This window comes from Methylococcus capsulatus str. Texas = ATCC 19069, from assembly GCF_000424685.1.
Taxonomy (GTDB): Bacteria; Pseudomonadota; Gammaproteobacteria; order Methylococcales; family Methylococcaceae; genus Methylococcus; species Methylococcus capsulatus.
Genome location: NZ_AUKJ01000018.1, coordinates 95,678 through 115,927 on the forward strand (window position 1 = coordinate 95,678; position 20,250 = coordinate 115,927).

At 63.7% G+C, this 20,250-nt stretch carries 20 protein-coding genes; 7 read left to right on the forward strand and 13 right to left on the reverse strand.

Annotation, left to right across the window (positions count from 1 at the left end; all coding sequences use genetic code 11):
* Position 1: 1 nt before the first annotated feature.
* From zwf to H156_RS15885, 7 genes are all read right to left on the reverse strand, one after another.
* Positions 2–1,489 (reverse strand): glucose-6-phosphate dehydrogenase, encoded by a 1,488-nt coding sequence (gene zwf / locus H156_RS0106560; protein ID WP_010959398.1) that lies wholly within the window; start codon positions 1,487–1,489, stop codon positions 2–4.
* A gap of 209 nt (positions 1,490–1,698) precedes the next feature.
* Positions 1,699–4,440 carry a DEAD/DEAH box helicase family protein gene (locus H156_RS0106565; protein WP_017364770.1) on the reverse strand — a complete coding sequence of 914 codons (2,742 nt, stop codon included), beginning with the start codon at positions 4,438–4,440 and terminating at the stop codon, positions 1,699–1,701.
* Between the two features lie 33 nt (positions 4,441–4,473).
* Complete coding sequence (locus H156_RS0106570; protein ID WP_017364769.1) at positions 4,474–4,764, reverse strand: nucleotidyltransferase family protein; 291 nt, start codon at positions 4,762–4,764, stop codon at positions 4,474–4,476.
* The gene (locus H156_RS0106575; RefSeq protein ID WP_017364768.1) at positions 4,761–5,147 is read right to left on the reverse strand and encodes an endonuclease domain-containing protein; all 387 of its coding nucleotides are present in this window, start codon (positions 5,145–5,147) and stop codon (positions 4,761–4,763) included. Before H156_RS0106575 ends, H156_RS0106570 begins: the two co-directional genes overlap by 4 nt.
* Before the next feature lie 145 nt (positions 5,148–5,292).
* Positions 5,293–7,104 carry a site-specific DNA-methyltransferase gene (locus tag H156_RS0106580; RefSeq protein ID WP_017364767.1) on the reverse strand — a complete coding sequence of 604 codons (1,812 nt, stop codon included), beginning with the start codon at positions 7,102–7,104 and terminating at the stop codon, positions 5,293–5,295.
* A 2-nt stretch (positions 7,105–7,106) separates the two neighbouring features.
* Positions 7,107–7,691, reverse strand: a complete 585-nt coding sequence (locus tag H156_RS0106585; RefSeq protein ID WP_017364766.1) for a DUF1016 N-terminal domain-containing protein — start codon at positions 7,689–7,691, stop codon at positions 7,107–7,109.
* Positions 7,688–8,803 (reverse strand): OmpH/Skp family outer membrane protein, encoded by a 1,116-nt coding sequence (locus H156_RS15885; RefSeq protein WP_017364765.1) that lies wholly within the window; start codon positions 8,801–8,803, stop codon positions 7,688–7,690. Before H156_RS15885 ends, H156_RS0106585 begins: the two co-directional genes overlap by 4 nt.
* Positions 8,804–9,643: 840 nt before the next feature.
* Here H156_RS15885 and edd point away from each other — a divergent pair.
* The 3 genes from edd to dhaL all read left to right on the forward strand — a co-directional run bounded on the left by edd (position 9,644) and on the right by dhaL (position 13,057).
* Positions 9,644–11,473, forward strand: coding sequence for a phosphogluconate dehydratase (edd, locus tag H156_RS0106595; protein WP_017364764.1), 1,830 nt, complete (start codon positions 9,644–9,646; stop codon positions 11,471–11,473).
* A gap of 31 nt (positions 11,474–11,504) precedes the next feature.
* Positions 11,505–12,128: a bifunctional 4-hydroxy-2-oxoglutarate aldolase/2-dehydro-3-deoxy-phosphogluconate aldolase gene (locus H156_RS0106600; RefSeq protein ID WP_026045868.1), complete on the forward strand. Its 624-nt coding sequence runs from the start codon at positions 11,505–11,507 to the stop codon at positions 12,126–12,128.
* A gap of 290 nt (positions 12,129–12,418) precedes the next feature.
* Positions 12,419–13,057 carry a dihydroxyacetone kinase subunit DhaL gene (gene dhaL, locus H156_RS0106605; RefSeq protein WP_017364763.1) on the forward strand — a complete coding sequence of 213 codons (639 nt, stop codon included), beginning with the start codon at positions 12,419–12,421 and terminating at the stop codon, positions 13,055–13,057.
* Between the two features lie 13 nt (positions 13,058–13,070).
* On the opposite strand, the gene dhaK is transcribed toward dhaL, so the two are convergent.
* Positions 13,071–14,060 carry a dihydroxyacetone kinase subunit DhaK gene (gene dhaK, locus H156_RS0106610; protein ID WP_017364762.1) on the reverse strand — a complete coding sequence of 330 codons (990 nt, stop codon included), beginning with the start codon at positions 14,058–14,060 and terminating at the stop codon, positions 13,071–13,073.
* A 29-nt stretch (positions 14,061–14,089) separates the two neighbouring features.
* Complete coding sequence (locus H156_RS0106615; protein ID WP_017364761.1) at positions 14,090–15,106, reverse strand: Gfo/Idh/MocA family protein; 1,017 nt, start codon at positions 15,104–15,106, stop codon at positions 14,090–14,092.
* 198 nt (positions 15,107–15,304) lie between these two features.
* On the opposite strand from H156_RS0106615, the gene H156_RS0106620 reads away from it, so the two are divergent.
* From H156_RS0106620 to H156_RS0106630, 3 genes are all read left to right on the forward strand, one after another.
* Positions 15,305–15,811 (forward strand): peroxiredoxin, encoded by a 507-nt coding sequence (locus H156_RS0106620; protein WP_010959414.1) that lies wholly within the window; start codon positions 15,305–15,307, stop codon positions 15,809–15,811.
* Between the two features lie 41 nt (positions 15,812–15,852).
* Positions 15,853–16,281: a ribose 5-phosphate isomerase B gene (gene rpiB / locus H156_RS0106625; RefSeq protein ID WP_010959415.1), complete on the forward strand. Its 429-nt coding sequence runs from the start codon at positions 15,853–15,855 to the stop codon at positions 16,279–16,281.
* A 212-nt stretch (positions 16,282–16,493) separates the two neighbouring features.
* The gene (locus H156_RS0106630) at positions 16,494–16,715 is read left to right on the forward strand and encodes a hypothetical protein (RefSeq protein WP_010959416.1); all 222 of its coding nucleotides are present in this window, start codon (positions 16,494–16,496) and stop codon (positions 16,713–16,715) included.
* Positions 16,716–16,724: 9 nt separating this feature from the next.
* Here H156_RS0106630 and nfi read toward each other — a convergent pair whose 3' ends face one another.
* From nfi to H156_RS0106650, 4 genes are read right to left on the reverse strand one after another with little or no spacing between them, the layout of a single operon-like run.
* The gene (gene nfi, locus H156_RS0106635; RefSeq protein WP_017364760.1) at positions 16,725–17,393 is read right to left on the reverse strand and encodes a deoxyribonuclease V; all 669 of its coding nucleotides are present in this window, start codon (positions 17,391–17,393) and stop codon (positions 16,725–16,727) included.
* Positions 17,394–17,396: 3 nt separating this feature from the next.
* Positions 17,397–18,185, reverse strand: coding sequence for a nucleoside triphosphate pyrophosphohydrolase (gene mazG, locus H156_RS0106640; RefSeq protein ID WP_017364759.1), 789 nt, complete (start codon positions 18,183–18,185; stop codon positions 17,397–17,399).
* A gap of 2 nt (positions 18,186–18,187) precedes the next feature.
* A complete protein-coding gene (locus tag H156_RS0106645) occupies positions 18,188–19,120 on the reverse strand; it encodes a carbohydrate kinase family protein (protein WP_017364758.1) in 933 nt (310 codons plus the stop codon).
* A gap of 55 nt (positions 19,121–19,175) precedes the next feature.
* On the reverse strand, positions 19,176–19,538 hold the full coding sequence (locus tag H156_RS0106650; protein WP_017364757.1) for a diacylglycerol kinase: 363 nt from the start codon (positions 19,536–19,538) through the stop codon (positions 19,176–19,178).
* Positions 19,539–19,783: 245 nt separating this feature from the next.
* Here H156_RS0106650 and H156_RS17505 point away from each other — a divergent pair.
* Positions 19,784–20,250 (forward strand): cellulose binding domain-containing protein (locus tag H156_RS17505; RefSeq protein WP_282705235.1); only part of this gene is annotated, 467 nt, incomplete at its 3' end.

The window sequence follows — 20,250 nt, forward strand, 5'->3', positions numbered from 1 at the left end:
GTCATTTCCCCTCGTGCCAGCAGATGCCGTCGCGTCTCAACAGATCCAGGGATGCGGCCGGCCCCCAGGTACCCGCGGCATAGGGTTCCGGGCCCTTCGGATCGTTGGCCCAGGTGTTGAGTATGGGCTCGACCCAGCGCCAGGCCTGCTCCTGTTCGTCATGCCTGACGAACAGTGCCTGGTTGCCGCGGATGGCATCGAGCAACAGGCGCTCATAGCCGCCTTCGGCGCGGCGTACCTTGAATTGCTCGGCAAAATTCAGGTCCAGCGACACTGGCTGCAGTTCCATCGAATCGCCCGGCTGCTTGGCATACAGGTAGAGGCGGATGAACTCGTCTGGCTGCAGGCGGATCACCAGCTTGGCCGGCGCGCAGGCGCCGCTCTTGGGCAGCGGGAAGATCGGGTGGGGGACGTCGTGGAAGTGGATGACGATTTCCGCCAGGCGTTCCGGCAGCCGCTTGCCGGTGAAGAGGTAGAACGGTACCCCCGCCCAGCGCCAGTTGGCGATCTCCGCCTTGATGGCGACGAAGGTCTCGGTGTGGCTGCCCGGCGGAATGCCCTCCTCTTCCAGATACCCCGGCACCGCTTTGCCGCCGCAGATGCCGGCGCGGTACTGGCCGCGCACGGTTTTTTGATGCACGTCTTCTTCGGTGAACGGCACCAGCGACTCCAGCACCTTGAGTTTCTCGTTGCGGATGGCGTTGGAATCCAGGCTGGCCGGCGGTTCCATCGCCACGAAGCACAGCAGCTGCAGCAGATGGTTCTGCACCATGTCGCGCAAGGCGCCGGCCTTGTCATAGAAGCCAGCGCGGCTGCCGATGCCGACGTCCTCGGCGATGGTGATCTGGACGTCGCGGATCCACATCCGCCGCCACAACGGCTCGAACAGCGCGTTGCCGAAACGCAAGGCCATCAGGTTCTGCACCGATTCCTTGCCCAGGTAATGGTCGATCCGGTACACCTGGTTCTCGTGGAAATAGCGGTCCACGTCGGCGGTGATCGCATTGGCGGAGGCCAGGTCGTGCCCCAGGGGCTTTTCCAGCACCACCCGGCTGTGGGGGCCGTTGAGGCCTTGGCGGGTCAGATGGGCGCAGATCGTCGCGAACAGGGACGGTGCCGTGGACAGGTAGAATACGGTGACGGCCGCCGGCGCTTTTTTCAGCCGCTCCTTCAGCGGCGCGTACTGTTCGGGCTGGGTGGCGTCGATGCGCAGATAGGCCAGGCGTTGGCGGAATCCGGCCCACACCGCGGCATCCCAGTCGGCGGTGGGGATGAACTGGCACGCCTTTTCATCCGCCAGTTCGAGGAAAGCCTCCTCGCTCAGATCCTGCCGGTCGACGCAGAGAATATGGCCGGCTTCGACCAGCAGGCCGTTCTTGTGGCACTGATACATTGCCGGCAACAGCTTGCGCGTGACCAGGTCGCCGGCGCCGCCGAAGAACACCATGTTGAAAGATTCGGGAAATGGGAGCTGACTCACCGCTGACATCCTCTTGTTATGGCCCCGCCGTCGAACGGCCGGCAGGGGGACTGATGACGCGCCGGGTTCACAACGAAAAAGCCCGGCCAAAAATCGGTCAATGTTAGTCGCCGCAATGCGGACTGTCGAGCGATGGATTCGTTCGATGCGCCAAGGGGGCGGGGCATCCGCAACGGCCCCGCACGTGGAAGCGGCGAGGAGTGGATGGCGACGGCCGATCAGGCCGTGATTCGGAACCGGAGAAAATCGGTGAGCCGCCGCGACTCATCGACCTCGTCGTGGGGTAGCAGCAGATACTGCCAGGGCTTGCCCTGGACGCTCGCCGTGTACTCCGAGGCATGCCCGCACCACTGCACGGCGGCAGCGGCCTTGGCCTGAACCTCTTGGGTGTCGAGGTCGGCGCGCGCCTTGGTCTCCACCATGAAGATCGTGGTATCGGTTTCGGCCACGAAGTCGGGGATGTATTCCGGCTGCTCGGTACCCAGCTTGTAGTAGATCTGGAACTGCCCCTTCGCGGGCTTGAACCACCTGCTGGCGTCGCGTTCGAGGATGACGGCGAAGCGGCGCTCGCTGTCAGAGTCGAACTTCTGCAGCGGGTACAGACACTTCGTGAACCCGCCGAACAGCATTTGCTTGATGCGGCCCACATCCTCCACCGTTTCGCGGAAATGGCGCGGGGGTTGTCCCGCCGTGGCGGTGTAGTTGCAGGGCTTCAGTTCCGTGAAGCCGCGACTGACCTGCACCTCGAACTCGGTCGCCTCCTCGAAGAAGTGCGCCATCATCTGGGCGTGGATTTCCCGCGCGATCAGGCGGCGATCCCGATCCAGCACACTGACTGCCTCGGACTCCGAGAGGTAACTCTGGAGATGCCTCACCATCTGGCCCGCGAGGTCGTAGAGCAGGTCGGCGTGGGTGAAGTAGTCGATGTCGTCGAAGTCCACCAGCGCGTGGACGATGTAGTCCTCTGGGCGCTGCTCTTTCAGGCCGATTTCCGCCGCCAGGGTGAACTGCTCGTTGGTGCGCAGCATCTGGCCGACGATCTCGCGCTCGCCCGGTTGCAGGCGAAGCTGGCTCACGTCCAGCGAGAACGGGCGAAAGCCGGTGGTGACCTCACCCTTGGGCACCACGGCAATGCGCGGGATGTCGATGGTCTGCTGAACGACGATCTCCGTCGTCTTCGCCACAACGACCGAAAGATCCAGTGCGGGAATGGCCTCATCCGCGCCCGTCAGCAGGTTGCCCTGCATCGGGCGCAAACGCTCCGTCACTTCCGCCTGAATGACCTTCTGCACCTCCGGCGTGAGCAACGCGCCACTGGTCGGCACCAAGTCGCGCTGCGTCTCCAGCTTGCCGATCACCTCCATGACCACGCGCGCCGCCTGCTTCTCGGCTTCGGTGGTGAAAACCGGACCCTCACCCCCGGCCCCTCTCCCGCGAGCGGGAGAGGGGAGTGCAAGCCCCTCGCCCTCCGGGAGAGGGGTTGGGGTGAGGGCAGACAAGCCAAGGCGCACTGCCGCACCAGAGCCGACCTGCACGCTGACCTTCTTGTCGTCGGCACTGGGCGCGTCGAGGATGACCTGCTTCAGGCGGATCGGCGAATCGCCACGGTTGGCCTCGTCGATGATCTCCTGAAACTTGTCGTGCGCGACGATGTTCAGGCGATCCACCGCCGCCACGCCGGTGCGCTTGCCATAGGGCAGGCGCAGGCCGCGTCCGATGCTCTGCTCGATCAGCGTGCGGGCATTGGCGGCGCGCAGCGGCACGATGGTGTAGAGGTTGGTCACGTCCCAGCCCTCCTTGAGCATGTTGACGTGAATCACGATCTCGGTCGGCTCCTCCACGCGCTCCACGGCCAAGAGGCGCGCGATCATCTCCTCCTCTTCTGCGCCGGTACGGCTGGAATCCACCTGGATCACCTTGCCCGCATAGCGGCCCTCGTAGAACTGCACCGACTCGATCAGCGACTTCAATTGTGCCGCGTGCGTGGTGTCGCGCGCGATGACGAGCATGAAGGGCTTCACGGGCTTGACGCCGTTCTCGCGGGCATAGGTCAAGAGCTCCACTTTCGTGGTCTCGTGCAGGCGCACGCCGTCTTCCAGCTTGATCTTCTCCACTTCCTCCGGCGTGTGGTCGCTGGCCTTGAAGTTGCGCTGGGTGACCACGGCAGGCTCCTTGACAAAGCCGTCCTCCATCGCCCGTGCCAGCGGGTAGTGCATCACCACGTTCTTGAAAGGCACCGGCCCCCGGCTCGACTCCACGAAGGGCGTTGCCGTCACCTCCAGACCGAACAGCGGTTTCAGATCGTTGATGGCGCGCACGCCCGCGCTGGCGCGATAGCGGTGCGATTCATCCATCAGCAGCACCAGGTCAGGCAGGTTCGCCAGATGGTTGAAGTAACTGTCGCCCAGCACCTCGCGCATCCGCTTGATGCGCGGCTCGCGGCCGCCGCGCACTTCGGAATTGATCTTGGAGATGTTGAAGATGTTGACCCGCACTTCTCCGAACAGCTCGCCCGCCGCGATGTTTTGCTGGTCATAGTTGTCACCGGTAATGATGCGGGGCGATTGAATGGCAAACTCACCAATGCCCTTGAACACATATTTGGGCGTATTGGGCGTGAAATCGGTGATCAGCTTGTTGTAGATGGTCAGGTTGGGCGCGAGCACGAAGAAGTTGTTGATGCCGTGCGCCAGATGCAGGTAGGCGATGAACGCGCCCATGAGCCGCGTCTTGCCAACGCCCGTGGCCAGCGCAAAGCACAGCGAGGGAAATTCGCGCTCAAAGTCCTCCAGCGTGGGGAACTCGGCCTGCAAGGTGGACAGAATGGCCGACACGTCCCGCTGGTGACCGAGCATGTCCGGCGCGGCGTCCAGTGCACGTCTCAGGCGATCCAGGGATTCCGCCTGCGGCGGCCGCAGCGAGAGGCGGCCGGCGATGTGGTTTCGCACGCGGGCGTTCATGCGACACCCCAGGCTGTTGCAGCAGGCATGCTTTCAGACATCGACCACCTCCGCCTCGATGATGGTCTTGAGCGCCGGGCGCAGCGCCTTCTCGGTAACCAGATCGACCGGGCTGCCCAGCACATCCTCCAGATAAAACTGCACGCCGAAGTAACGCGCCGCGCTGGCCGGTCCATCGAAGGCCACCAGCACATCGATGTCGCTGTCCGCACGCGCTTCGTCGCGTGCCGTGGAGCCGAACAGCGCCAGCCGCATTACCCCGAAACGCCGCTGCAACTCGGGTTTGGCTGCGGCAATTTTTCGCATCGCGTCTTTACGATTCATGCCATGGCCTCCTGGTTTTTCTCCCCTCTCCCGCTTGCGGGAGAGGGGCCGGGGGAGAGGGCCAAAATCTCCATTCGGATGCGCTCCAACACCGCCGCAGTCTCGCCCAAAACCTCGTTGTTCCAAAACCGCAGCACGGTAAATCCATGTTCCCGAAACCACGCATCCCGCCGTCGGTCGGATTCGCCACCGTGCTGCCCTCCGTCCACTTCGATGACCAACCCGTATTCCATGCAGACAAAATCAGCAATGTACGAACCGATTGGCTTCTGACGCTTGAACTTCAACCCCATGAAACGACGGGCGCGCAGGTGATACCAAAGCCGTTGCTCGGCCTCGGTCTGGTTTGCTCTTAGAAATTTGGCACGTTCAAGCTGATTCACCCTCTCCCCAACCCCTCTCCCGCCAGCGGGAGAGGGGCATGCAGATGCCGAAATTGGCCAGTTCGGTACAGACGCTCTCCCGCAAGCGGGAGAAGGGCAGGTCAAGGTACTGCCCACCTCGACGGTGGAAGCTGGATCGGATTTTTTATTTGTCATCGGATTCGTCGAACAAATCGGCGGTGCGCTGTGGTCTGGCTTGGCACAAGTCATACCCCTGTCCCGTATCAGATGGCGAATGATTCCCCCCTTCTTCCGCTTGCGCTGGCAGCATTTTCGCCTTTCTCCCCTCTCCCGCTTGCGGTGACGGCATCCCAGTCTTTCTCCCCTCTCCCGCTGGCGGGAGAGGGGCCGGGGGAGAGGGTGCCATCGGCAGGTTCGCCACGTTCAAGCTGTAGTCGTCATGGCCCCATTCGCAGCGCGCCAGCACCATCTTTGGAATCTTCTTCAGCGTCAGGTTCGGCCAGCGTTCCGCCGCCTGCGCCGCCGTCACCCCCCGGAAGGCGGAGCAGCACACGAGCAGGCTGCGGTCGGCGCCCACTTCTTCGGACAGCGCCTGCAACTGGTCGGCGGACAGGTTCTGCGTGGTGACATAGATGAAATCCCGCTCGCTGGAATGCCCGTGCTGCCACCACAGCACCTCGGAAGGCGCGTAGGTGAAGCCTTCCAGCTTGGCGAGCGCCTCGGCCAGCATGGCGGCGTTGTACTCCGGGTTGATGACCGGATTGCCCCAGCGGTCGTTGACGATCAGCGTGGGCGCGAGCCGGTAGTAGCGAAAACCGCCGCCGCCTTGCCAGCCTACGGCTTTCGTGATGCCGCCGGGGTCTTCGCCATTGATGACTTTCTTCAGGCGCGGGATGATGTGGGTGTGGCAACTCTCCTCAAGCTCAACCATGATCCATCTGCGCCCCATCTTGTGAGCAACAGCACCAGTAGTCCCGGATCCGGCAAAAGAGTCCAAAACTAAATCACCAGCATTTGTCGAGATATGCAAAATCAGTCGAAGCAGTTCCTCTGGCTTTGGCGTTGAAAACGGCTCGATATCTGGCAAAAGTTTTCTTAGATGATCCCGCTTCGCCGACTGATTAGACCCCGCTTCTTCGGCGGGCCACCAGGTTCTCGGTACAACACCGTCCTGAACATCGGTCAAATAGCGCTTGATCAATGGCATCCCATCCCCGTTAGCGCCGAAATAGACTCGCCCCTCAGCACGAGCTCTCTCGAAACTTTCCTTCGAGAAGCGCCAGTAGTTGCCCTTTGGAGGCAATACGACTCTTCCTGATGGCAGAGTTATTGGATACAACAACGACTCTCCGCCGCTTTTTGCAGTACCGTTATCCCCCTGTAACCAAGGCCCCCTTGGATCATTGTCAGGGTTTCGGTATCGAGCCTTTTGACTCTCTGTACGAGGAAGGGGGTTGCGCACCTTCTTCCAGATATCACGATTCTTCACAAACAGCAGTACGTGGTCATGTGCGCTTGAAATATCCGTATCGTTTCGACGCCCCTTATCCTTTTCCCATGCAAAGCTACTAACAAAATTCGCTCGACCGAATATCTCATCACACAAAACCTTGAGGTAATGGCATTCGTTGTCATCGATGGTGATCCACAACGAGCCATCCTCCGACAACAGCCGCTTGATGATCTCCAGCCGGTCGCGCATCAGACCTAGCCAGATGGAATGCTCCAGCCCGTCGTCGTAATGGGTGAAGGCGCTGCCGGTGTTGTAGGGCGGGTCGATGAACACGCATTTGACCTTGCCCGAAAACTCCTGCTCCAACGCCTTTAGCGCGAGGAGGTTGTCCCCGAAGATCAGCCGGTTGTCGAAGAGGTCGTTCTCGCTGACGCGGTGCCTGGCGTGGTAGGACTTGTCCGGGTCTTCGAGCAGGATGCGCGGCTCAAGCTTGGGGCGCTTTTCTTTACCTATCCAGGTCAATTCCAGCTTTTGCTTGGTCATGTTCAATCGTTCAGGTTCAGAAAATCCAGCACATAGGGGTCGCGCAGAAAGTCTTTCGCGGTTTCTGCCAAGGGCGCGGTGTTCTCTCTTGCCTCGGCTTCGACAATGGCCTTTTCTTTGCTGGCGAGCAGGCGTTCGTAATAGAGCACGCCGATTTGTCGCTCCAGCGCCCGTACACTCCAGTTTTGCGCGACGGCTTCGCGCAGATACCAGTCACGGGCGGCTGGCTTTTCGATGCGCGCCAGCAGGTTGTAGTGCGACCAGCTCAATTCGAGAGACAGCGTCTCTCGAATCGGAAAGGCGAGGTAAAACCGCCGCATATTGCGCAGGTTGCTGATGTCGAACCCCTTGCCGAACAGCGCCGTGAGCCGGGTGGAGAGCTGGGCCAGTTGTCCCTTGCCGTAGACCGCGCGAGCCTGCCCCTGCTGCTCGTGCTCCACGATCAGGCGGCCGATTTCCCAGTAGCAGGCCACCATGGCCTGATTGACGCTTTGCCGCACGCGGTTGCGGGCCTGTTGCACAATCTTTGCAATCTGGTCGATCAGGGGCTCCAGAACATCGGTTTGTTGGGCTGGGGGGCGCGTCATCTCAACTCCCATTCGATGGTGAACAACGTGCGCTCGTCCACCTGCTGCTGGAGCTGCGCCTCCAACTGGCTGATGAGGTCGTTGCGCTCGGCCTCGACTTCATCCTGCCGAAGGAACAACTCGCGGCGCAGCTTGCTGCGCTTGCCTTCAAGTTCGCGCTGCTTCTTCTGCCATGACAGCTTTTCTTCCAGCGTGGGCGAAGTCGCGGCGGTGCGGCGTACTTCCTTGATCTCGCGGTCGATCTCCTTGATCTCCTGCTCAAGACCCAGCTTCAGGTCGTCCGCCCACGCATCCAGCTTCTGAACTTCCTGCTCGAAGTAGCCGAGGTTGCGTTGATTGATCTCCCGCAGCAACTGGGTTCGTCGATTCTCCACGTCTGCCGCCAGCGCGGCGTTGCCCGCGTCGTTGAACAGGCCTGCCGCTCGTGTGGTGGCAGGCAAGCGCAGCAGCTTCTCCGGGTCTTCTTCGGCCAATACGTCACCGTCGGTGGTGATGGCTGCGACTAAGAGGTGCTGCTCCTCCTGATTGCCCAAGGCAACGACTTCAAGCAACTTGCATGTGAGCCACCCGGCCTTACCGCGATAGGGCTCCAGGGTGCTGACCCTGGTGCCATAAGCGTCGTAGTCGAACACCAGTTTTGCGCTGTCGAGCTTTCGGGACTTGGCCTGCTGCGTGACCCATTGCGCCAGCGGATGATGGATGCGGTACAGGTGAGCCTCGCCGGAACGGCGCGGCAGTTCGTAGCGGCCCAGGGGGATGTCGGCATCCGGCCCGCCCTCTCCCCCAGCCACCTTTCCGCCTGCGGGCGAGGGGAGCCGATACAGGGTGAAACCATCGTCATCGAAGTCGGCGCAGCCGCCCAGCTCCGCCCGGGTGAGGTCCATCAGCATGCGCTCGAAGCGGTTACGCGCGCTTCGGCTGTCCTCGGCGCGGACGCGGAGCTTGTCCTGCACTTCCTCGTCGAAGTTCTCCAGCAGGATCTGGCGCGTCTTGACCATCGCCTCGTTGATTTCGCTGGAGAGGTCGAGCTGGAGCCGTTCGAAGCTGGCCTTGATTTCGTCCGGATTCCGGCAGTTCTGGTAGATGTCGGCGATGCGGCGCTCGAAGTCCACGCCGGAGCCAGCAGAACTGCAGGTTGATGCCTTCCGCGCCCGCTTCGGTGGCGATCATCACCGTGTCGCGTTCCTTTGCATACGGTGGAGAGTCGTTCGCGCAAAGCACCGAAGGCTAAGCAGTCAAGGTCGCCAAAGACACGGTCGTCGATGAGGCTGACGAGGCCCGCCTCGATGGTCTTTCCGAGGCCCACTTCGTCGGCGAGGATGACGCCGCGCGAAAGCGGATTGCGGCAGGCGAACAGGGCGGCATCGACCTGATGCGGATTGAGATCCACCTGGGAATCGACCAGCGTCGAGGCCAGCGACTCCACGGTGTCGCCTGCCGCGCGGCGGGTGAGCAGCCAGGCGATGTATTGGCTTTGGTGTGGCGTCAGGGGCTGCGGGGTCATCAATGGTGGCCTTCCCTCGATACGTTCCCGGGCGGGCTTGGTTCGCCGGTTCCGCTCCAGGCATCCTTTCTGCCGATGCCCTCGGTCGGCCGGCGATCCGAGCCCGGAGCGGCGAAACCGTGAGGACTTCCGGTTGGGACTTTTTTCTCCCGGCTTAGGGGGAACCGCAGGAACGGTCATCGTCACGTTTTGGCCGGTGTGGGACGCCGTCTGCAAAATCCGGGCGATTTTCCCATGCCGCCGCTTCATCGACCAGTGACCGGACGCGGTCCCATCCGGCACCGCCCGGATCGTCTCGAAGGGCTCCGGGAGGCGGGGAATTCACGGCAGGAGACAGTGTGTTGCCATTTCTTGACACCCGTTGCGACCTTGGATTAAATGCGGAGGTTTTATCTCCGGCTATGGGTGTTTTCCCTGCGCCCAAAAGAAGACGAGCATCGACGAACCCATGTTCCTGCACCAGACACTGGTCGACGTGACCGACCGCATCCGCGCCCGCAGCCACGACCGCCGCGCCGCTTACCTCGATCTCATGCACCGCGCACGCCAGAAGGGTGTAGAGCGCTCTCACATCGCCTGCACCAACGTGGCCCATGCCTATGCGGCGACCCCCGCCAACGACAAGCTGGTGCTGAAGGCCGCGACCGTGCCGAATCTCGGCATCGTGACCGCCTACAACGACATGCTCTCGGCCCATCAGCCCTACGAGCGCTATCCGGAGATCATCAAGGACGAGGCGCGTCGGGCCGGCGTCACCGCCCAGGTCGCGGGCGGCGTGCCGGCGATGTGCGACGGCGTGACCCAGGGTCAGACCGGCATGGAGCTGTCGCTGTTCTCGCGCGACGTGATCGCGCTGTCCACGGCGGTGGCGCTGTCGCATCGTGTGTTCGATGCCAATCTCTATCTCGGCGTCTGCGACAAAATCGTGCCGGGCCTGCTTATCGCCGCGCTGCGCTTCGGCCATCTGCCCGGCGTGTTCGTGCCGGCCGGCCCCATGGTGTCCGGCATCTCGAATTCCGAAAAAGCCAAGGTGCGGCAGCAGTTCGCCGAAGGCAAGGTCGGCCGCGATGCGCTGCTGGAGTCGGAAATGGCTTCCTACCACAGCGCCGGCACCTGCACTTTCTACGGCACCGCCAACAGCAACCAGATGCTGCTGGAGATCATGGGGCTGCAACTGCCGGGCTCGTCCTTCGTCAATCCCGGCACGCCGCTGCGCGAAGCGCTGACCCGTGCGGCGACCCGTGTGGCGGTGGATCTGGCCCGGGATGCCACGGCGCCCGCCCTCTGCCATATCGTGGACGAACGGGTGATCGTCAATGCCATCGTCGGCCTGTTGGCGACCGGCGGCTCGACCAACCACACCATCCACCTGGTGGCCATCGCCCGCGCCGCGGGGATCGAGGTCAACTGGGACGATTTCAACGATCTCTCGGCCGTGGTGCCGCTCCTGGCCCGCGTCTATCCCAATGGCAAGGCCGACGTGAACCATTTCCACGCCGCCGGCGGCATGGGTTTCCTGGTGCGGGAGCTGCTCGATGCCGGCCTGCTGCACGAGGACGTGCAGACCATCCTCGGCCCGGGGCTGCGCCGCTGGGCGGAAGAGCCCTGGCTGGACAACGGTACGCTGGCCTGGCGCGATGCGCCTGAGAAGAGCCACGATCCGGAGGTGCTCGCCCCGGCGGGCGAGCCGTTCAGTCCGGACGGCGGCTTGCGTCTGGTCACCGGCAATATCGGCCGCGGTGTCATCAAGGTCTCGGCGGTGGCGCCGGAGAACCGGGTGGTGCGGGCGCCCGCCATCGTGTTCGAAAGCCAGGACGAACTGATCGCCGCCTTCAAACGCGGCGAGCTGGAGCGCGATTTCGTCGCCGTGCTGCGCTTCCAGGGGCCCCGCGCCAACGGCATGCCCGAGCTGCATCAGCTCACGCCGGCCCTGGCCTCGCTGCAGGACCGTGGCTTCAAGGTCGCCCTGATCACCGATGGCCGTATGTCCGGGGCCTCCGGCAAGGTACCGGCGGCGATCCACATCTCCCCGGAGGCCGCCATGGGCGGCCCGCTGACCCTGCTGCGCACCGGCGACACCATCCTGCTCGACGCCGTGCGGGGCAAGCTGGAAGCCGAGGTGCCGGCCGATCGCTGGGCGCTGCGTGAACCGGTGACCGACGATCTGTCCGGCAACCGGTTCGGCTGCGGAAGGGAGCTGTTCAGCGGCTTCCGCCATCTGGCCGATACGCCGGAGCGCGGAGCTTTCACTTTCAATTTCGACGACGGTGTCCGCTAGGGCCCGTTCCTGCAACTGCAAGGAAAAAACCATGAATCTGGATCAGATCATCGAAGCCACCAGCGTCATGCCGGTGATGGTGGTGGACCGTCCCGAAGATGCCGTGCCGCTGGCCCGCGCCCTGGTCGAGGGTGGCATCCGCGTGCTGGAGATCACCCTGCGCACCGCCGCCGGTCTCGACGCCGTCAAGGCGATCCGCCGCGAGGTTCCCGATGCCATCGTCGGCGTCGGCACCATCGCCACCCCCGCCCAGCTCGAGGCCTCGATCGCCGCGGGCGCCCAGTTCGGGGTTTCACCGGGCACCACGCCGACTCTGCTCAAGGCCATCGTCGACAGCAGGCTGCCGTTCTTCCCCGGTGTTGCCACGACTTCCGAGGTGATGCAGGTGCTGGAGGGCGGGCTGACCGTGATGAAGTTCTTCCCGGCGGTGGCCGCCGGTGGCGTCAAGATGCTGGAATCCTTCCGGGGTCCGTTCCCGCAGGTGCGGTTCTGCCCGACCGGCGGCATCAACGCCCAGAACGCCCCGGATTTCTTCAAGCTCCCCAACGTGGTCTGCGTCGGCGGCTCCTGGCTGACCCCCAAAGACCTCGTCGCCGCCGGCAACTGGGCGGAAATCACCCGCCTGGCGCGCGAGGCGGCCGCGCTCAAGCCCTGAATCCTCCGGCAGGGACGGCCCACCGGCGGGTCGTCTGGCAGGGTCTATCGGCTTCGCGCCTGGCTTGATCGATGGGGAACGGCCCGTGGTTCCGCTCAGAGCGATGCGGCGTCCATCGTGCCGATGCTCGACGGGTTTCCATGCGGCGAGTGATGCCGGGATGCGACCGGGGACGGTTGTTGCGAACCTGCAATGCGAAAGACCGATGATCCGATTTTCATCGCCCTTGGACACGTTGATCGAAGTCATCAAACGCTTCCGCTTCCACCTCCGTAGGTAAAGGTGATCCGATGCCGGCCACTCCCCACCTCATCTCCACTCTCATCCAAGGCGCCGCATCGGCCATCCAGTCGCATGCCGAGGAGGTGAGCGCTCTCGATCAGGCGATCGGCGACGGTGACCATGTCGTCAACCTCCAGCGAGGGCTGGAGGCTTTGTCGCAGCAGGCGGAAAGTCTGGCGGCGCTGGACTGGCCGGCGGCCTTGCAGAAGATCGGCATGACCCTGATGGCGTCGGTGGGCGGGGCGTCGGGCTCGCTGTACGGCACCTTGTTCATCGCCATGGGCAAGGCCATGAAAGACCGGGAAATGAACCTGGCGAATCTGGCCGAGGCCTTCGGTCGGGGCGTGGAGGCGATGAAGGCGCGCGGCAAGGCGGATCGGGGCGAGAAGACCATGCTGGACGTGCTGATCCCGGTGGCCGACGTACTGAAATCGGCGGCGGAGCATGCCATCGCTCCGGGGCAACTGGCGGAGGAGGTGAGCCGCGCCGCCGAGGCGGGCATGGAATCCACCCGCGACATGCTGGCCACCAAGGGCCGCGCCTCTTTCCTGGGCGAGCGCGCCATCGGCCACGTCGATGCCGGCGCCCGCAGCAGCCAGTTGATGATCTCGGCCATCGCCGAAGTCGTGGCGGAATCGGCCTGGTGACGCCGCCGGCGCCTCAGCATCCCCAGCGCAGGGCGGCCGTGTGCACCGGCGCGTCCCACAGCCTGAGCATTTCCTCGTCCAGCAGGCTCAGGGTGAGGGAGCAGCCGGCCATGTCCAGCGAAGTGGTGTAATTCCCTACCAGGGAGCGCGCGATGTCGACGCCGCGTCCGCTCCAGTACCGGTGCGCCAGCCCGTACACCAGATGCAGCTCGATCAGGGGAGTGCCGCCGAAGCCGTTGACGTGCAGCAGCACCGGCTGGCCAGGTCGCGGTTTCAGCTCCTCGTCGATGACGGCGGCGATGTAGTCCACGATCTCGCCGGCGCTGCCCAGAGCCATGCGCTCCCGCCCCCGTTCGCCGTGGATGCCCACACCCATTTCCATTTCCCGCTCGCCGAGCTCGAACATCGGCTTGCTCAGGGCTGGCACGGTGCAACTGGTCAGGGCGACGCCCATGGAGGCGGTGGCGTGGACCACGCGTTCCCCCAGGGCCTTGCAGGCGGCGAGGTCGTAGCCGGCTTCCGCCGCCGCGCCGACGATCTTCTCCACCACCGTGGTGCCGGCGATGCCGCGCCGGCCCATGCCGCGGTTTTCCGGGAGGGAGACGTCGTCGTGCACGAGCAGCGAGTCGTGGGGGATGTCCAGCATCTCGGCGGCGATTTCGAAGTTCATCACGTCACCGGCGTAGTTCTTGACGATGAACAGGACGCCGCCGCCGTGGTCCACCGCCTGGGCGGCCGCCAGCATCTGGTCCGGGGTCGGCGAGGTGAACACCTGGCCGGGGCAGGCGGCGTCCAGCATGCCGAGGCCGACGAATCCCGTGTGCAGCGGCTCGTGCCCCGAACCTCCGCCCGAGACCAGGGCCACTTTGCCCGGCCTGGCCGGTGCCTTGCGGAAGACGAAGCGGGGTTCGGGGCTGAAATCGACGATGTCGGCGTGGGCCAGGGCGAAACCGCGGAGGCTTTCGTCCAGGAAATCCTCGACCGTGTTGATGAATTTTTTCATGAGGCTTCTTTGGGAGGCGATCAAAAGATTCAGGCGTCCAATCTCACGGTCCGGCCGCTGGCGGCGGATTCCAGCGCGGCCACGAGGGTCCGGCAATTCGTCCTGGCATCGTCCAGCGACAGCAACGGCGGCTTGCCGTTCAGGACGCAGTCGGCGAAATGCTCGATCTCCAGCCGGAAATGGTTGGCCACCGGCAGTTGTTCGAGGCACTGGCGGCCGTCCTCGGTCCACCAGGAGATGACCGGGATGTCGCCGGGATTCTGCCAGGCCGTATGGCATTTCACGCCGCCCAGTGTGCCGGTGATCTCGTACTCCGAGCGCCGCGCGCATTCGAAGCTGATATCGAAATGGCCGCGCCGGCCGTCGCCGAAATCGATCACGCCGCTGGTGGCGATGTCCGCGCCGCTCTCGACGTATTTCGCCATCGCCGTCACAGCGACCGGATCCTGCTCGAAGCACCAGCGCAGGGAATGCACCGCATAGGGCCCGATGTCCCACATCGCGCCGCCGCCGTGTCGGACGTCGCGTGCCAAGCGGTAGCGCCGGGCCGGGCGCATCATGAACGAATAGCTGGCGCGGGCATAGCGGACCTCGCCGATCGCGCCGGAGCGGACGATCTCCTGCACCCGCGCATGCTGGGGATGGAAGCGGTACATGAAGCCTTCCATCACCGTCAGGCCGCGTTCGCGGGCAGCCGTTGCGATCGCCTCGATGTCCGCCGCCGTCAGCGCCATGGGCTTCTCGCACAGCACGTGCTTGCCGGCCTGCAGCGCCCGCACCGCCCATTCGGCGTGTTCGTGATTGGCCATCGGGAGATACACCGCCTGGACCGCGTCATCGGCGAGCAGGACCTCGGGTTGGTCGTAGCAGCGCACGCCCTGCTGGTGCGGTGCGTATTTGACCAGGGTCTCTGCGGCGGTGCCGGGACGCCGGCTGGCGATGGCCACCAGTTCGGAATTCGAGGCCTCGACGATGGCGGGCATCAGGCGTTCGTTGACGCGGGCCGCGCCGAGGATGCCCCAGCGCAGTTTCGTTGGAATTTCCATGGTTTCCCCTCCTCGAGCGTTGTCGTTTTGAAAAATTTTTTCGCGCCGTGACTGTAGCACAGCGCCGGAACTGCGGGTGCATGACTAAATACCATGAAAATCATAAGGTTGAGATCGCCTCCCTTTTGACTTCCGGCACCGCTTGCGCCATCCTCCCGCCTGTCCCAGACCACTGACGAAACACCAGGAGGAAATCCCATGACCATCCGAGTCGGAGACCGTCTGCCCGCGGGCAGCCTCACCGAATGCACCGAGTTCGATCCGGCCACCGCCTGTCCCATGAATCCCAGAGCGGTCGACGTCGGTGAACAGGCCCGAGGCAAGAAGCTCGTGATCTTCGGCGTGCCCGGCGCCTTCACCCCTACCTGTTCGGTCAAGCACCTGCCTGGCTTCGTTGCGAATCACGATCGGCTCAGGGCCAAGGGCGTGGACGAAATCTGGTGCATGGCCGTGAACGACGGCTTCGTGATGGCGGCTTGGGGCCGCGAGCAAAAGGCCGGCGGCAAGGTGCGCATGATGGCCGATGGCAGCGCCGAATATGCGAAGAAGCTCGGCCTGGAGCGCGACCTGACCGCCAACGGCATGGGCATCCGCTGCCACCGCTTCGCCATGATCGTCGACGACGGCGTGGTCAAATACCTCGGCGTCGAAGCCTCCGGCAAGTTCGAAGTCTCGAATGCCGAGGCCGTGCTGGCGCATCTCTGACCGTGTTGTCAGATCCCCCCACCCCATGCAGGAACCCACCCATGAAAATAGGCATCGCATCCGATCACGCCGGTTTCGATTACAAAGAACGGCTCCGTGCCTGGCTCGCTTCGCTCGGCCATGAGGTCGTCGACTACGGCTGTTTCAGCGACGAGCGCACCGATTATCCCACCTGGATACGCCCCTGCGCGCAGGCCGTGGCCGCCGGCGAGGTCGAGCGCGGCATCGTGCTCGGCGGCAGTGGCAATGGCGAGGCCATCGTCGCCAACCGGGTCAAAGGCTGCCGTTGCGGCTACTGCTTCAACGAAGAAACCGCCTACCTCACCCGTTGGCACAACGACGCCAACTGCATCGCCATCGGCCAGCGCATCGTGACTTTGGACATGGCCAAGAAGATCGTCGAGACCTTTCTCTCGACCGGCTTCGAGGGTGGCCGGCACATTCCACGGATCGTGGCGATCGACGCCTAGCCCCTGCCGCCCAGGGCCACCGGCCACTCCGATGGGTACCGTCTTTGCCTGGGCGGTTCGATGCCGCCGAGTCTGCAAAGGGGGACGTCGAAGCGATGCGATGTTGAAAATGTTTTCGGGGTGGGAGTAGTCTTTGCGCGGGACCGATGGATCGATCGTCGACATGCGAATCGCCTTCGGATTGCCGTTTCAGCCATAGATGGAGAAGACCCATGTTTCTCAAGAAAAAACAGAACGGACATCTGGTCGAGATTCTCGGCCTCGGCGATTTGTTCAATCCGATGCACAAGATGGTGCCCGGCCGTCTGCACTACGGCGAGGAGCTGCAGGACCCCGAAAAGTTCGCCAAGTCGGATCTGATGTTCCCCTCCGGCGAGGACCTGCCCCGCTGCTGGGTCGATCCCCACTACCGCGACAGCGAGCTGAAAAAATAACTCCCGGCTTCAGTCGGAAGCCAGACGGTGCGCCTGCCGGGTCGTTTCCGGCAGGCGGTACCGGGGGGCGCAGCGCAGTACCCAGTCCACCGCGGTCGGCAGACTGAGCCGATGCCCCACCGAGACGTACACCGGCTGGACGCCCCGGCGGGTCCGCACCACCGCACCGATGGTTTCGTCCCCGTCGATCAGCGGTATCCAACTTCCCCGATCCTCCGCCAATTCTCCATGCGTGCCGACCAGGCGGGTCTTGCCGACGCCGATGGTCGGAATTCCCGTCAGCACCCCGAGGTGGCAGGCGATGCCGAAACGCCGCGGGTGGGCATAGCCATGCCCGTCCACCAGGATGAGTTCGGGTAGGAGATTCAGCCGTTCCAGCGCTTCGAGCAGTGCGGGCAGTTCGCGGAAGGAAAGCAGGCCGGGTACGTAGGGGAAACGGGTCGGCCGGCGAACGATGGCCTGGTCGCTCGGGCGGAGGCTGGGAAAATCGAGCACGGCGACCGCGGCGCGGGTGATGTGGCCATGATCCTCGAAACCCACGTCCACCCCGGCCACCGTGCGGATCTCGTCGGGGAGCGCGTCTTCGGCCAGCACCAGCGGGCGGAGACGGGTTTGCAGGCTGGCGGCTTCCCTGGGACTCAAGTCCCAGCGATGTGAATGCTGGAGCGCCAGGCCCACGGTTCAATGTCCGGCTCGCTTGGCCTCGTCCCAGAAAGCATCGAGTTCGGCCAGGGTGCAGTCGGTCAGCCGCTTGCCGCTCCGGCTGACGCAGTCCTCGATGAACCGGAAACGCCGGCGGAACTTGCGGTTGCCTTCGCGCAGCGCGGTTTCGGCGTCCACGTCCAGGTGACGGGCGAGGTTGACCAGCACGAACAGCAGATCGCCCATTTCCTCACGCACATGCGCCGTATCGCCCGAGGCGACGGCTTGTTCCAGCTCGTCCAACTCTTCGCGGACCTTGCTCAATACCGCTGCGGATGCATCCCAGTCGAAGCCGTGGCGGGCTGCGCGCTTCTGCAGTTTCTGGGCTTCCATCAAGGCCGGCAAGGCGGTGGCGACGCCCTCCAGAACGCTCCCGCCGGTCTGGCCGTTTTTCTCCGACCGCTCTTCGAGCTTGGCCGTCTCCCAATGGCGCAGCCGTTCCGCATCGCTGGCGAAGTCGATGCCGGCGAAGACGTGCGGATGGCGGCGTTCCAGCTTGTCGGCGATCGCGGCAGCGACGGCTTCGAAATCGAACAGCCCCCGTTCCTCCGCCATCCGCGAATGGAACGCGACCTGCAGCAGCAGATCGCCCAGTTCGTCCCGCAGGTCGGTGAAGTCGCCCCTTTCGATGGCATCGGCGACCTCGTAGGCTTCTTCCAGCGTGTAAGGGACCAGGCTGGCGAAGTCCTGCCGAAGGTCCCAAGGGCAGCCCGTGTCCGGGTCCCGTAAGCGGGCCATGATATCGAGGAGGCGTCGGGTCTGTTGCACGGTCAGAAGGCGTAATCGAAGTTTTCGCGGAAACGTTCCCGGAAGGCTTCGAGCGAGAAGCTGTGATTCTGGGTGCCGGCCGTTTCCACCTTGATCGCGCCCATGAGCGAGGCGATGCGGCCCGTGGTGACCCAGTCCAGGTCTTCGAGCAGGCCGTAGATCAGCCCGGCCCGGTAAGCATCGCCGCAGCCGGTGGGATCGAGCACGGCGTTGGGGCGTGCGGCGGGGATTTCATGGCAGGCTCCGGCGGCGTAGATGAGGGAGCCGCCGGCTCCGCGGGTGACGATCACAGCATCGACCCGCTCGGCGAGCCGGGCCGGATTCAGGCCGGTGCGCTCCTGCATCAGGCGTGCCTCGTAGTCGTTCAGTGTGACCCAATTCGCCAGCTCGACAAACTTGAGCAGTTCCTCCCCGTCGAACATCGGCATGCCCTGACCCGGATCGAAGATGAAAGGGATATGGGCATCGGCGAACTGGCGCGCATGCTGGAGCATGCCCTCCTTGCCGTCGGGGGCCACGATGCCGAGGCGGATGCCTGCATCGGTCGGCACGTCGTTCAGATGGGAAAAGGACATGGCCCCCGGATGGAAAGCCGTGATCTGGTTGTCGTCCATGTCCGTGGTGATATAGGCCTGCGCGGTGTAGCTGTCTTCGACCGTGCGGATGTAGTCACGGCGGATGCCGCAGCACGCCAGCCATTGGGCATAGGGTCCGAAATCCTTGCCGACGGTGGCCATCGGCAGGGGATCGTGGCCCAGCAGTTTGAGGTTGTAGGCGATGTTGCCGGCACAGCCGCCGTATTCGCGGCGCAGCTCCGGCACCAGGAACGAGACGTTCAGGATGTGGACCTGGTCGGGCAGGATATGGTGTTTGAAACGGTCCTGAAACACCATGATGGTGTCATAGGCCATGGAGCCGCAGATGAGAGCGCTCATGCCGGTATCGTCCTGCTATCGTCGGAGTGAAATGGGCTAGTCTGCCGGGAGTGTTTCAACGAATCAAGATGAGGAGCCAGACGCTGCCGGCCAGGACCAGCGAACTCAGCACCGCCGCGGAACCGATGTCTTTGGCCCGACCGGACAGGTTGTTCCGCTCGATGCCGATGCGGTCGATCGTTACCTCGACGGCAGTGTTGAGCAGTTCAACGATCAGGACGTTGATCAGCACCCCCACCAGCAACGCCCGCTCGATCCCCGTTTCACCCAACCACAGACCGAGCGGCACGCCAGCGAGGGCCAGCCAGCATTCCTGGCGGAAGGCCTCTTCATGGTGCCAGGTGGCGCGTACGCCGGCGAGGGAATTGATGAACGCGGCGTAAAGGCGGGCAAAGCCCTTGAGATTTTGTCCAGCCATGCGATTTCCTTCGAAAACGGTTGTCAAAAGCCGAAGTTGCAATCAGCCACTATCCCACGCCGAGGTTACAAGGATGTTGTGGCTGGCTCCTCGGTCTGAACGTGAAAAAAGGACTATGCTTTAGGAAAGAAGAAGCGATGAGGGCTGCCTCGCCGGGAAGATGGGGAGTCACGGCATCGACCGGCAAGGGGCCGCGCAACCTTCCGGGAATGCCGCGCAAACGGTCAGCGCAAGAGGAGAGAATCATGGATACGAAACACAGCGGTTACTTCAAGAATTCCCTTTGGCTGTTGGTTCTCGGCTCTTGTGCCTGGGCCGCTTCGTCGGTTTCGGCATGGGCAGCCGATGGATGCAGCTTTGAGTACATCATCACCAGTCAGGCAGCGAACACCTTTTCCGCCAGTGTGAGGGTCACGAACACGGGCAGCGCGCTGAGCGGATGGACCGTGGCGTGGAACATGCCCGGCGGACAGAAGATCACCCGATTGTGGGACGGCAAGTGGTCGCAGAGGCTGTCGGCGGTCACCGTGCGCAACCTGGAGTCCAACCGCAAGGTGGCGAGCGGAGGAGTCATCCAGTTCGGATTCGATGCCACCTACTCCGGGGTCAACGGGATTCCTGCGGGCATGACGCTCAATGGGGCACAATGTTCATCGACTCCGACTCCGACTCCGACTCCGACTCCGACTCCGACTCCGACTCCGACTCCGAC